General features: G+C 52.4%; 7 protein-coding genes. 5 read left to right on the top strand and 2 right to left on the bottom strand.

The features are described from left to right. Positions 1-342: 342 nt before the first annotated feature. Positions 343-6,231, top strand: a complete 5,889-nt coding sequence (locus tag H6624_14740; protein ID MCB9085601.1) for a DUF1554 domain-containing protein — start codon at positions 343-345, stop codon at positions 6,229-6,231. Here the strand turns inward: H6624_14740 and H6624_14735 are convergent, their stop codons facing one another. After that, positions 6,232-7,179, bottom strand: a complete 948-nt coding sequence (locus tag H6624_14735) for an HD domain-containing protein (GenBank protein ID MCB9085600.1) — start codon at positions 7,177-7,179, stop codon at positions 6,232-6,234. Positions 7,180-7,238: 59 nt separating this feature from the next. Here H6624_14735 and recG point away from each other — a divergent pair, with 59 nt between their 5' ends. The 3 genes from recG to H6624_14720 all read left to right on the top strand — a co-directional run bounded on the left by recG (position 7,239) and on the right by H6624_14720 (position 12,663). After that, the gene (recG, locus tag H6624_14730; protein ID MCB9085599.1) at positions 7,239-9,383 is read left to right on the top strand and encodes an ATP-dependent DNA helicase RecG; all 2,145 of its coding nucleotides are present in this window, start codon (positions 7,239-7,241) and stop codon (positions 9,381-9,383) included. A gap of 117 nt (positions 9,384-9,500) precedes the next feature. Next, positions 9,501-9,902: a vitamin K epoxide reductase family protein gene (locus tag H6624_14725; protein ID MCB9085598.1), complete on the top strand. Its 402-nt coding sequence runs from the start codon at positions 9,501-9,503 to the stop codon at positions 9,900-9,902. A gap of 637 nt (positions 9,903-10,539) precedes the next feature. Then, positions 10,540-12,663, top strand: coding sequence for a S8 family serine peptidase (locus H6624_14720; protein MCB9085597.1), 2,124 nt, complete (start codon positions 10,540-10,542; stop codon positions 12,661-12,663). A 69-nt stretch (positions 12,664-12,732) separates the two neighbouring features. Here H6624_14720 and H6624_14715 read toward each other — a convergent pair whose 3' ends face one another. Then, positions 12,733-13,188, bottom strand: coding sequence for a CopD family protein (locus H6624_14715; GenBank protein ID MCB9085596.1), 456 nt, complete (start codon positions 13,186-13,188; stop codon positions 12,733-12,735). Between the two features lie 234 nt (positions 13,189-13,422). Here H6624_14715 and H6624_14710 point away from each other — a divergent pair, with 234 nt between their 5' ends. Then, positions 13,423-14,691, top strand: a complete 1,269-nt coding sequence (locus H6624_14710; protein ID MCB9085595.1) for a hypothetical protein — start codon at positions 13,423-13,425, stop codon at positions 14,689-14,691. Positions 14,692-14,693 lie beyond the last annotated feature (2 nt).

Here is a 14,693-nt window from a genome sequence, read left to right as displayed (position 1 = left end):
ATGCTGCCCATCAAGTTTTTTTTGCAAGGAATGAGGTGCGAAATTTCAGCGAAAAATTCGCTACTTAGCCAAATTTTTCCGGACCTCTAAGAGGTTGAAATCAAATGGTAAAACGAGCCCCCTAAAAAAGGCAACCCAGCGATTCATCGTGAATTCACTGGGGTCTGAGATCGGCGGAGTCAAACCCTGATCAATATCAGGGCCTTGGGAATTGTGAGGAAATCTCCATCAAATTACTGGCTAATCATGAGTCATTCCAAAGGCTTAAAGTCGATTTGGGGGTGTGATTGGGCTATCCTCATATATATCGAGATCAACCTTTGTCGGGAAAGCGGAACGTTTGTGGATCGACCAATAAGGGAACTTCAATTTTTTCTGGCCAGAGCCTGGGTGCTCCTGTTGGTCTTGCCTTCCCTTTTTTCCTGTACTGAAGGTGAACCGGATTTTAAAGAGCTCAACAGTGTGGTGGTTGAAGGTCCTCAGTTTTCTGGCAAATCCGATATCACTTTAACCATTAGCAGTCCCACCCAAGCTCTGACCATTGCCGGTGAGTGCGACACCCGCATTTACGATATGCAAATGAGCACCAGCCAGAGTGGATGGGAGGCGGTCAGTAGTAACGCCGCCATGGCGTCCTCCAGTGATTTGGATTGTCGTGACGGATATTTTTCAATCGCCATTGCCGATGTGTCCACCATTTACAGTTTTGATTCGGTCAACAACAAGACCCAGGTTTATTTGCGCGGAATCACCAGGGGCGGCAAGTCCTCCTTGAGCACAGTCACCATTGTGTATTTGGCTCCGACCGTACCGACTCAACTGTCTTTAAGTGGCAATAATCCCATCCGTTCCGGAGACTGTGAACTCTACACCGTCAACACTTTGGATGCCCTCAGTACGCCGACCAATGTGTCTGGGGCTGTACTGGTGGATCTCAGTGATGGCGCTGCTCCCGGCGTGTTTTACGCTGCGGCCGATGTGGCCTGTGCCGGGGCGGCTATCAGCCAAATCACTGTTGTCAGCGGCACAAATTCTGCGGCCTTTCGCTACAAAGAAACTGGTGTGGGAAGCCCCACTCTGAGTGTCAGCGACAACGGGCTGGTGTTGACCGGAGCCTCGCAAGTGGTTGGGGTTGGTCCATTAAATTTGACTCTATCGACAGCGACGGACCCAATTCGCTCTGGCGACTGTAACCAGTACACTGTGGTTTCTCGCGATTCCACAGGTATTCCGGCCAGTGTGTTGGCCAACACCACAGTGAATCTTTCGGACGGCACACCGACGGGTGAGTTCTATGCTGATGCCGATGTGACCTGTTCTGGGGGAGCCATCAGTTCGGTGATGATTCCCTCTGGGAACTCCAATGTCAGCTTTCGTTGGAAGGACACCTCGGCCGAGGTGGCTATTCTGACAATAAATGATGCCGGGGCCTGGCTGAACGGCGGAACTTTGGCCGCGACCGTAGGGCCCAATCACTTGGACCTGTTTGGGCCTATTACTGGTACGACTGGGGCCTGTTTGCTCTACACCGTGGATGCCAAGGATGTAGACTTGAATCCCGCTAACGTATTGTCTCCGGTCACAGTGAATTTGGGAGGAGCCGGCAGTGGTCAGTTTTATGCGGCGGCCGATTCCGGATGTAGTGGTTCAACCATTAGCAATGTGTCACTCACCGGCAGCACAGTGCAATTTCGCTACAAGAATTTAGTTAGCCAAGGAGTTTCCCTGACGGTTGCCGATGGGGCCGCCTATTTGACCGGAGACGCTCTCGCTGTCACGATTTCGAGCAATCCAATAGTGACCAATGTCTCCTCGCCGATGGGGGACGGCTTCTACGCAGTGGGAGCTCCGATCACGGTATCCATCACCTTTGATCAAGTGGTCAACGTCACCGGCAATCCGCGCATCCAAATTGAGTCTGGAGCTTCGGACCCTTGGGCGGTTTATTCAGGAGGGTCTGGTTCCAACACTCTTCAATTTATGTATTCGGTTTCTGCCGGTGAAATGTCACTTGATTTGGACTATGTTTCGACCGGATCTTTGGAACTCAATGGCGGCACCATACGCAATGGAACATTAGACAACGCCGTCCTCACTTTGCCCACTCCGGGCGGTGCAGGCTCTCTGGGGGCCAATAAAGCCATTATTATTGATACGGCAAATCCGGCCAATCCAGTGCCGGCCAACTGGTCCCTGTCTTCACCAGCTGATGGCTCTACAAGTAATGATAATACTCCGGTGTTTACTGGAGTGTCCTTGGCCGCAGAAAACGGCTCAACTGTTTATGTCCATGACAATGGCACTTGTACCAATCTTGTGGGCTCAAACGTCATCGCCGGCGGCACAGCCACCGTGAATGCGACCATTGCTGGCGATGGGGTTCATAACTTTTACGCTGTGATCACAGACTTGGCCGGTAACAGCTCGGCCTGTACCGATCTGACTCTGAGCTATACTTTGGATACTTCCAACCCGGCTAATCCCGTGCCGGCCAACTGGTCCCTGTCTTCACCAGCTGATGGCTCTACAAGTAATGATAATACTCCTGTGTTTACTGGAGTGTCCTTGGCCGCTGAAAACGGCTCAACTGTTTATGTCCATGACAATGGCACTTGCACCAACCTTGTGGGCTCCAACGTCATTGCCGGCGGCACGGCCACAGTGAATGCGACCATTGCTGGCGACGGGGTTCATAACTTTTATGCCATAATCACTGATTTGGCCGGCAATAGTTCGGCCTGTACGGATCTGACTCTGAGCTATACTTTGGATACTTCCAACCCGGCCAATCCAGTGCCAGCCAACTGGTCCCTGTCTTCGCCAGCTGATGGTTCAACAAGTAATGACAACACACCGGTGTTTACTGGCGTGTCCTTGGCTGCAGAAAACGGCTCGACTGTTTATGTCCATGACAATGGCACTTGCACCAACCTTGTGGGCTCCAACGTCATTGCCGGCGGCACGGCCACGGTGAATGCGACCATTGCTGGTGACGGCGTTCATAACTTCTATGCCGTGATCACAGACTTGGCCGGCAATAGCTCGGCTTGTACGGATCTGACTCTGAGTTATACTTTGGATACTTCCAACCCGGCCAATCCAGTGCCGGCCAACTGGTCCCTGTCTTCGCCGGCCAATGGTTCAACTAGCAACGATAATACTCCAGTATTTACCGGCGTCTCACTGGCCGCTGAAAACGGCTCCACCGTTTATGTCCACGACAACGGCACTTGTACCAACCTTGTGGGCTCAAATGTCATTGCCGGCGGCACAGCCACAGTGAATGCGACCATTGCTGGCGACGGGGTTCATAACTTCTACGCCATAATCACTGACTTGGCCGGCAATAGTTCAGCCTGTACCGATCTGACTTTGGGCTACACTTTGGATACTTCTAACCCGGCTAACCCTGTGCCAGCCAACTGGTCCATGTCTTCGCCGGCCGATGGTTCAACTAGCAGCGATAACACTCCGATGTTTAGTGGCGTCTCACTGGCAGCTGAAAACGGCTCAACTGTTTATGTCCACGACAACGGCACCTGTACCAACCTTGTGGGCTCTACCATCATTGCCGGCGGCACAGCCACCGTGAATGCGACCATTGCTGGTGACGGGGTTCACAACTTCTACGCCGTGATCACCGATATGGCCGGCAATAGTTCAGCCTGTACGGATCTAACGCTGGGATACACTCTTGCCACAGGAGCCAGTCTGTCTGTGGTTCACTATTATCCGGGCACGGGCGCCAAATATAACTCCTACGTGGCCGGTGATGGCGGCGACATTTTTACTCACTCGGGTACGCCCTGTAGCGGAGCTGAAAACAAACGTGACGAGTGTATCGACGTGGGTGATCTGCTGAAAGTCGACACATTACTGTCGTCAGCCTCCTGTGCCACTCACAAGCTGCGGGACGAGTTGGGTGTTTTCAATTGGCAGTGCCGGGACTCTGCCGGTAATGCTCAGTTCTATACCGCTGGCTACAGCATGGGCCGCTCCATTCAGGACATGATTGATTTTGCGGCACCGGCCTGGAAGCAAAACCGCGTCTACCTCAACGACGGGGTGACTGACGTCAACAACAGCCCCTTGGCCACCTGGTTCACCAATCCCATGGCCGATTTGCCGCCCAATAACCTGGCGGGCGTCACTGTTCTCCCCAACAGTGATTGGGTTTATGTGCTGGAGGCGAGCGCTCCCTCAGACGGCTATAAGATCTTTGTTGATAGCGTGACAGTGGTGTTTAAACCTGGGGCCGAACTCCAGTACTCGGGAGCCGCCCCCTTTAACTGCAACTGGACGAATCAAATCACTGCCGATGACAAGCGCTGTTTGTTCCATGTGGATGCGGTTAAGCACTTCCGTCTGGAAGGGGCCCAGCTCAACGGTAATAATGGCACCATGGCCGACAACGGGGTGGTGATCACCAGTGCTCGCTTTAGCACCATCCATAATCTGAAGGCCCAGCATTTGGTCAATTATGCCGTCTACGGGAAATCGAATTCCTACTCATTAATCGATGGCGTTGAGGCAGCCAATTTAGGAGGCGGGGTCCTTTACTCTTCGGCATTTGATAGTGTGATTTCACATATCAAGGTTTTCAATTATTCCATTAATGGCGTACAGCTCAATAACGGTTCCGCCTGTACCCTCAGTCATCTCGTTTTGGTCAATGGCTACACCGGTATCCAGATTGGCGGGGCTGAGCGAGCCACGTTCTCTCATGTCACTATTGCCAATATGTCCTTTAGAGGCATCTCCTGGAACGGCGGAGGTGGGATAAACAACACATTCGTGCAGACGGTGATCTCCAATGCAGTGACGGGAATTTCTATAGGCAATAACAATGGCAACCAAAAATTTTCCAATCTGGCGGTGACCAACTCCGATACGGGAATCTACATGACTGGCGCCGGAACCGCGCAAAATGCCTTTGTCGACAACTTTATTGTCGGTGGCAACTCGATCATTGATTGTGAGGTTTCTGGTGCAGCCGCAGATTCAGGCTTGGTGCAAACGACCTGTACGGACTCAGGAACGGACGGCAGCTCCAGCTATACGGGAAGCCCCCAGTCTTCGGCCATTTTGCGCACGGGCCGCAATTTGACTGCCGACTTTGTGGGTAAGGCCATCTCTGATGCAGTCAACACCACACCCGGTGCAGCCACCACTGGGCAAGCCAGTTACTCGGATGGCAATGATTGGCTGAATTTGGAAAACCCTTTTCGCGCCTGGGGAATGTTTCATGCCAATCCCTTCTTAGATCCTGGTATGCGCGGTCAGTGCACGGCGGGGACTTGTCAGATCTATGATGTGAGGCTCCAGACCACGGCAGCTATTTTTAACCGCAGTCTTGACGGCAATAACCCCAATACAGCCTTTGTGCCACTGGCAGCCTGTCCCGCCGCCATCAACGGCAACAAGACGATCATCGATGAAAACCGCCGCGAAGTTCCCGGAATTGACGGAGATGAAGACGGAATTTGTGAATCGGGTGAGACCTGCTCGGGTTCCAATGAGTTTTTGGTCAACGCCAGTGAAGTGATCTCCGACCGCATTGGCGATAATGATGGACTTTGCGAAAGTGGTGAGGCCTGTGTTTATTCTCCAAATTTTGGAGCTTATCAGGGTGAGGGTATTCCTAACCCGGCTGGAGCTTGTAACTTTGCTGATGGCTCAGTCTCGGCAGTGACCATGTACGCTTTAACGGTAAATGGAGCACCATCAACCATTCCGGCGGGTGGGCAAATCCTGTTTGCCACCTCGACAGGTTACCAAGGAAACTTCGGTGGCCTGGCGGCAGCCGACAAGATTTGCCAAATTCATGCGGCCTCGGCAGCCTTGCCCAAGCCCATGACTTACAAAGCCGTGTTGAGTGATGTGTCGACCAATGCCAACTCCCGCTTCTCGGTTCCGGGTCAAGTCTTTAACCGTGCGGGTTCTCTGTTGGCCAACGGCTCAGGTGATTTGTGGGATAGCTCCTTGGCTTCGCCTGTTCAGTACGATGAGAAGGGGATGACGACCGGCTCGTCGGGTGTATGGACAAACACCGCCGCTGCGGGCCTGAAGAATACAGGAACTCCCAGTCAGGTCTGCCAAAATTGGACGGATTCAACGGACTCGTTTGGTGGTCGCATCGGCTTGACCAACGCAACGGGGCCGACGTGGATCAGCTCTTCACTGGAAGACTGTGATATGTCTTATCGTCTGTACTGCATCGGCGGCCAGTGATCAGGAGCCCATGGCCTCTTTCATTTTAAACAAAATGGAGTACATGGCATTCATCAGGTCTTTGTCGTAGCGACCCATGAGCTTCCCCTTCATAAACTCCAGGGCATCAGTGGGGGTCATGGGTTGGTTGTAAGACCTCTTGGTGGTTAAGGCATCATAGGTGTCGGTGATGGCCACAATACGGGCCATGGGGTGGATCTCGTTGCCCTCAAGTTGCTGAGGGTAACCGTTACCCAAAAAAGACTCGTGATGTTCAAAACAGCAGGCTCTGACAGCCTCTGAGGCGTCATGTTCAGTGAGGATCTTCAGTCCATAGGTGGGATGCTTTTGCATCAGTGCCCACTCCTGATCGTCCAAGGGGCCTGACTTGGTGATGATGTCCACACTGATATGGCGTTTGCCAATGTCGTGAAACAAAGCCCCTTGGCCCAACTCCTTGAGGTCTTCTCCTGAGTAACCGGCAACTTGGCCCAGGCCCAGGCTGTAGATCGAGACATCCAGAGAATGGGTGTAGGTGTAAAAGTCGTGACTGGAAAGTCCAATCAGGTAGGCCATGGACTCGGGCTCTTCGTCCATAAAATCTACGAACTGATCAATGATCTCTCGGGATTCATTGAGGGCGCGGGCCACGTCGGGGCTTTCAAACAGTTCTTCGACCAGGGAAAAGGAACTTTCGCGCAAGATGAGGGCCTTTTCCTTGGGGTCCAAGTCCTTTTTGTTCAGCACATCGTGGATAAAATCTTTGTAGGCCTGGCGGTCGCTGGCCTTAATAAAAAAGGAATCCGGGGCCTTTTTTTCGAAATTCTGAATTTTGTCGGCTGCCAGGGTGTCGCCGCTGCGCAGGTAATGGACATAGCGCCCGTTAATATGGACGTAAATGTCAAATGGCACGGCCGTGGACGGGTGGATGGACGCCATCCGGATCTTTATGTGCTCCGTATCACTCATGATTTTAGTTTGCCACGGATTCGTTGACTGTCCACCCACAATGCATAATTTAGAGGGCTATGGCGATCTCAATTGACACACCAGTACAATACCTCAAAGGCGTAGGCCCCAAGCTCGGCGAAGTTTTGCGTAAGAGGGGAATTGCCACCGTGGAGGATTTGCTCCACTGGTTCCCGCGCACCTATGAAGACAGGCGGGCCATTCGCAGTATTAGCAGTTTGGAACCGGATCAGTACGTTAGTCTGGTGGCTGATGTGATCGGTGTGAGATCGGCCACCCTTGGTCGCTCCCGTCGTCGGATGTACGAGATCATTGTTGCCGACAAAACCGGACGCATTGCCTGTAAGTACTTTCGTGTTCCCTACAAAGGCTACTTTGAACGCTTTCAGCCTCAAGATAAAGTCCGTGTGGTGGGAAAAGTTACGGAATACCGTGGTCGTATTGAGTTTCACCATCCCGATGTTCATCACATTCGCGATGAGGACGAGGACGACGATGCCCTGATTCCCTTGTACACCGAGACCGAGGGCCTAAGCCCCGCGAAACTGCGCAAGATCATTGATACAGCTTTGACTGCATTGATGGAGGCCAAAGAAGAGCCGAAGCCAAAACTTCGTCCGGATCAAGATCCCAAATATTTGCCCAAGCCGGAGCGCATGTTAGTCGAGCCCCTGCCGGAGTGGATCTGCAGCGACTATAAGCTCCCGGATCTTCCTAATGCCATTCGCGAGATTCATCAGCCACCCAAGCACACCTCGGATTTGTTTTTGAATTTCAAAGCGCCGGCACAGAGGCGGGTGATCTTTGAAGAATTCTTTTGGCTCGAACTTTTGTTGGCCACCAAGCGGGCAGGTTTGGAAAAGGAAGACGCCCCGGCACTGAAATGCAAGGGTGAGTTGGTGGGGAGGCTGGTTGAGTCCCTGGAGTTTCATCTGACGGGTGCCCAACAAAAGGCCTTCAAAGAAATTGCAAAGGACTTGGCCCATCCTCACCCCATGCACCGACTGGTTCAAGGAGATGTGGGAAGTGGAAAGACCATGGTGGCCCTGCTGGCAGCCGTCCATGCGGCTGAGTGTGGTTATCAAACAAGTCTCATGGTGCCCACGGAGATCCTCGCTGAACAGCATTTTAAGAATGCTGTAAAAAGGCTTGAGCCCTTGGGCATGCGTGTGGCCCTGTTGACCGGACAAATGAAGGCCAGCGAAAGGCAAGAGGTCTATGCCGGACTGGAATCAGGCGAGATTCATCTGGTGGTGGGCACTCACGCTCTCATTCAGTCGGAAGTGAAGTTTAAGAACTTGGCTCTGGTGATTATTGATGAACAGCACCGCTTTGGTGTGGCGCAAAGAATGAGTTTAAAAGAAAAGGGATTGTCGCCCCATTTTTTGGTGATGACCGCCACACCAATTCCCCGTTCCCTGGCCATGACCGTCTACGGTGACTTGGATGTTTCAATTATCGATGAGCTTCCTGCCGGCCGACAGGAAATCACCACCCGGGTCACCTATGACAGCAAGCGCCCCCAGGTGTGGGACTTTGTGGAAAAGCAAATCCGCAATGGGCGACAGGCCTACGTCGTTTACCCTTTGGTGGAAGAGTCGGAAAAAATTGATCTCAAAAATGCGGTTGAGGAGTATGAGAAACTCCAGGCCCGCTTTCCGGATTTTAAGCTTGGCCTTCTGCACGGCCGCATGAAGCCTGCGGAAAAAGAAGAAGTGATGAATCAATTCCGTAAGGGGGAGTTGCACATTCTGGTCGCCACCACGGTGATCGAAGTGGGCGTGGATGTTCCCAATGCCAATATCATGGTCATCGAACACACCGAGCGCTTTGGTTTGTCTCAGCTTCACCAGTTGCGCGGACGCGTGGGGCGGGGAGAGTTTAAGAGTTACTGCGTGTTGGTACTGGGTTACGCGGTTTCAGACGAATCCCGGCAAAGGGCCCAGATCATGGAGAAAACCAGCGATGGATTTAAAATCGCCGAAGCCGATCTAGAACTGCGCGGCCCCGGTGAATTTATGGGTACTCGCCAATCCGGCCTTCCCGGCTTTAAGATGGCCAACCTGGTCCGCGACCTGGGCATTCTCCAGGAGGCCCGCCAGGCCGCTTTCCGCCTGATCGAAAAGGATCCACAGATGAACCTCCCCGAAAACCACCTCATCCGCGAACAACTCGCCCACAAACAAGCCTCTGTTATTGGCTAGTCCGGTTTCCCGCCCTGCGAGTTGATCCCAAGTACTTTTTAATCGGCAAAGGATGAAGCTCAGCATGGCGGATATAAAAAACTGGCGTTCACCCTCTTCGGCGCCTATAGTGTGCTCATGCCACTTGCGATCGCGGTCATTTTTATTTTCTCTCTCATAGGGATTCTCGACACCATCTACATTTCTTACCACGCCTATAAGAACACTGATGTCTGGTGTCCCATATTTCCCAAAGAGTGGTGTTTAAAAGTACAGTACAGCAAGTGGTCGAAGACCTTTGGCATCCCAAATGGCTACTTGGGTTTTCTGCTCTACAGTTTAATTTTTGTCCTCACCTGGCTGTTTCACTACCAGGCTGCTGTTCCTTTTTGGTGGATTCAGGTTCTGTCCGCCTTCGGTTTTGGATTCGCCGTTTACTTCACCATCATTCAGGCCTTCGTCCTTCGCGCCTTTTGCCTGTGGTGCATAATTTCGGCCATCGATTTGTCAGCCATCTTAATCGCCGTGTTTTTTCTGTAACTTGCCATAAACTGGCCCCCTTCATTGTTGATCCACAAAATCCTTTATCAGTGAAGTCGGTCCTTTGCCGACCATCCCCCGCAAATCCTCACGCGCCTTTCGGCCGCAGGCGCGTCTTCGGACTGCGTCAGCATTGCTGCCGCAGTTCGTTCGGCTGAGCCTATTCCCTTCGGTCACTCAGCCTCCCGCCATGCGCGACGGCAGAGGATTCGGATTTCCGGGAGTGGCTCGGCAATCGGACCTATTCCCGGACAAAGGCGGCACACGGTTTTGTGGATCAACAATGAAGGGGGCCAGTTTGAATTTGCCATTTGGTTCCAGGGCCAGTTTGTTATGGTTAACATCAGATTAATTCGCCACGTCGATAATTTAAGAAACTGTAAGATTATCGCTGCGAGAGACGAGATTTCGCTGGTCACAAATTGCCATTGGTTCCGATTTGGAACTGGCTTGGCTTTCAGGGCCAGCTGTAACGAACCTTCCTGCTAAAAATTCGGGCAAAACTGGAAATCTCTCTGTGGATAACTTCTCTCAAGTGCTCATCCAGAGCCCACTTGGTAAATTTTACTTTGTCCCCGACCATTGGCGTGATTCACTTTTTACTCGGCGAACCAATGCAAACCAATCGGAGGGGATTATGGTTTCACGGATGATGGTCGCCGCCAGTTTATTGGTCATGTGCCAATGGGCTCAGGCGGGCGAGGTGTTGAGGCTCCAAGCAGGGGATGTTCGACCAAACGACGTTCAAAGCATGGACAGATTTATGGCCGCAGCCGACAGGCAGCACTTGGCCAATACTCAATTGCACATTGTGCAATTCAAACAGGTGATTCGCGCTGAGGATCAGCAAATGCTGAAAGCGGCTGGCGTGACCGTTCGCCACTACATTCCAGACGATGCCTATATTATTGAAGGCAGCGTGGATGCCATTCGTGAACTCAGCCAACAGGCTGCAGTCCAAGCTGTGGTTCCCATGATGCCGCAGTGGAAAAAAAGCCCTGACCTTCCCAAAGCCAGTGTGTTCACTCAGCGCCATCAAGTGGTTGTCCATGTGCACCTGGGTGCCGACGAGCAAGGCTTGGCTTTTCGCTCGGCCCTGCGCGGAGTGCAAGGGGTTGAGATCTTGGCCGGTGAAGGCAACGCCTACTACGTGCGCCTGGGCATGACTCAAATTGATGACTTAACCAAAATGGACGAAGTCATTTGGATTCAGCCCTTTCAGGAAATGAAACTGCAAAATATGGAGCTGCCTGAAGCCATGGCCGCCACTCGCGGTGATGCTTCGCCCATGAGTGGCAACTATAAAGACTTAAATGGATTTGAGTCTGGGACTCGTATTATGGGTTTTGAGGAGGCTTGGGCTCGCGGCTTTACGGGTAAGGGGCAGATTGTCAGCATGGCCGATACGGGATTGGATAGTGGAAACAAATCCACCATTTTCCGTGACTTCGCCAATATCCCCAAGGGCTATAGCTTTGGTTTGGGAGCTCAGGATTGGGCTGACAAAATGGGACACGGGACCCACGTGGCTGGCTCTGTAATGGGCGGTGGTGTGGCCTCGGGCGGAATTGTTCGTGGTGGAGCCTATGAAGCTGAAATGATTCCTCAAGGGATGTGGTCGCCAATTATTGATAATTTGACTGTTCCACCAAAGTTGAAGTCATTGTTTGAACCAGCCTTTGCAGACGGGGCTAGGGTTCACACCAACTCTTGGGGTGGTGGTCAGCTTCCCGGTGCTTACGACAGTTTTGCCTCCCAGGTTGACACCTTTATCTGGGAAAACCCTGATATGCTTATTCTGTTTGCGGCCGGTAACAATGGTGTCGACGGCAATAAAGATGGCCGCATTGATGACAACTCAATGGCATCCCCTGGTTCAGCTAAAAACGTGCTGACCGTTGGAGCTTCTGAGAATTTGGTTCTCAACGGTGGTATCCAACGCAAACTGGGCGATTTGATGGGTGGTCAGCCTTGGGGAATAGAGCCTCTTAAGAGTGACACTCTTTCTAATAATGCCGATGGAATGGCAGCCTTCTCCAGCCGTGGTCCTTGTCGCGATGGTCGGATTAAACCCGATATCGTGGCGCCAGGAACAAACGTGTTGAGCAACTGCTCTCATGTGCAGAACGCCAGTCCCTTGTGGGGCAATTACAACGCCGATTACTGCTGGTCGGGTGGAACTTCCATGTCCACGCCACTGGTGGCAGGTGCAGCGGCGGTTCTTCGCCAATACCTGGCTCAAGAGTGGAACAACTCGGCTCCCAGTGGTGCTTTGATGAAGGCTCTGCTGATGAATACAGCTGATGATATGTTCCCTGGACAGTACGGCACAGGTCGCGGACAGGAGCTTCCTGATCGTGCGCCGAACTCCATTGAGGGCTATGGTCGGGTGAACATCGACCGGGCGACCACTCCGCGTCCGCTCAAGTACTACTATGAAATGTATGATCACAAGCAGGGTATCGGCACCAGCGAGAATTTCACTGAGAGACTCACTGTGCCTGAAGGTCCCTTGCGTGTAACTCTGGTTTACTCAGATGCACCGGGTGCGCCCAATGCGGCTCGTGCTCTGGTGAATAACCTGGATCTGGAAGTGACGTCTGCTGACGGCACGACCAAGTCCCTGAGCTCCGTCGATAACGTGGAGCAAGTTGTGTTGGGCAAAGTGCCAGCTGGTGAAGTCACGATTAAAGTTGTGGGCAAGAACGTTCCTCAGGGACGTAATGGCAAACAACCTTTCGCCGTGGTCGTCACCCGCTAGAGCTTTTTCATGTCATTCAACCCTAAAGGTCTGGTGGTAACACCAGGCCTTTTTTTATAAGGTACCAAGTTAGCTGTACTTGCCGGCGGTAGCGACGAGAACAACAAGAACACCAAGGACCAAGTTGGTCCAAATCAGCAGTCTCATTTTGGCCATCTTGGGGCCAGCCACCTGAGGTTTTTTTGCGGCAACTGCCGCCTTAAAGGGGCGATAAAGAGCGAAGTAAATGAAGACAAAGATGGCGACCATCACCAGGCCCACTGCGGTCATCAAATGAACATGGGCACCCAAACCTTTAAAGCCACCATAAACCGACATCACCGTCCAAAACCCGGTGGCAGGAACAATGATCACGGCGGCCCACACCAGCTTAAAGAATCTCTCCAGAATAGCTGTCATAAAGGGCCCCTGCTGACTGGCCTCCAATTGCCCACCGACCACGGGCCTCATCACCACCATGGCGAAGATCATTCCACCCACCCAAATCACCGCAAACAAAACATGAAGAGCCATAGCCAAAGACATTTAGACCTCTCAGGGTTTAGTTTCCTCGATTCTGCGAAGCCCAACCTCTGAAGTCACGACCCCAGATATAAGTAATTGGCGGTCGCCGGTCGGCACCCCTTTGCCACTTTAAGGCTCGCCTGGGGCTCCAGATTGCCCTGATTGGAGTTGGGGCCAGATCTCTATGGCATGGATAATGCTCAAGAATCCTCACTCAAGCGGAAAGTGATTGTTTCGATATAAAAGGAGATGAGGATGCACCACCTTGGTTTTGCGGTTCAGGCGATGGCCCTGGCTTTGGCTTTTGTCTTAAGTTCTTTGGGGGCCCGTGCGGCAACATCCCAGTTTTGTCAGGACAACAACTTCAAAAACGTCGAGGCTCACATTGAGGGCAAGGTCCTCAACTTTTGCATCGAGCGCTTTCGTGCTGATCGCGAGGGCTACGGTCAACTGATCTCCTCCTTGCGTTCGGCCAAGGGTTCTCTCGACAATCTGGATATTGCCTTCATCAACAACCGCTCCTTTGGTCATGACCAGTACCAAGCCAACCCGGGTGATTTTAATCATGTCGGTCCCACCATTGAGGCCAACGACGATGAGTTCCTGGCGGAGATTCTTCAGATTCTGAAGTTGGTTTGGTCCAAAGAGCAAGTGGTGAAATACCTCAACCACACCAACTCCTTGGGATTTACCCTGGCCATGTTTCCAGGGCTTTATAACGACAAGGACAATGGGCGTATCGTAACCCTCCTCTGTGAAGCCGGCCTGCGCTTTGATGTCCTCTCGGGCGAAGTGCGCGAAGGGTTCAATTTCCCCAGCCCTTTGCCTCCCGGCATTTCTCCTTTGGCCGTCGCTCTTGATGCAGGTCGGGTAAATGTCAGTAAGGCTATCGCTGAATGTGGGGCTGACCTGAGTTATAAGCATCCCCACAGCGACGACTCAATTATGCATTTGGCAGCATTTCTCGGTGATGCGGATCTTTTTGTAACCCTAGCGGACGCGGGAGCACCGGTGGACGGTGTCAACAAGCGTGGCGAAAGCGTACGTCGCTGGGCTTATCGTGGCAAATCGCGAAAGCCTGATTTGGCTGCTGACTACGAGCGGATCATCGGCAAGCTGGCGACTCTTGGCGTGACCAAGAATATCGTCGGCAAAAAGGGCGAAATCTTTCACGTCAACGGCGATACTTTGGCTAAGGAAATTCGTTTTGTTTCCAAAGAAGAGTTTTCAGCAAAAAAGCGCGGCATGAGTCGTGGCGACTTTTTGGACTTTATCACTCAGACTTTCGACTCCATTCCTGTTCCTCGCACTCTGATTGAGGAGGCCCGAGCCAAGGCCGTAGCCAACGGTGAGGCCGAGTGCAAGGCCAATGGCTTTACCAAGTGTGAAGCTTCGCCCGGTACTCTTCAGGTTCAGGGAATCGACGACCAAAGCGGCCGCGTATGGACCGTCGAGGAGTCTCTCGGCCAGATTCTCTTTGTCCGCAAAGTCACAGTGACCGTGGAAATCCGCGCTTCAGAGTGATT

This window comes from Pseudobdellovibrionaceae bacterium, from assembly GCA_020635075.1.
Taxonomy (GTDB): domain Bacteria; phylum Bdellovibrionota; class Bdellovibrionia; order Bdellovibrionales; family UBA1609; genus JADZEO01.
Note: the sequence above shows the minus strand (reverse complement) of the source record. Positions and strands in the feature narration are given on the sequence as shown.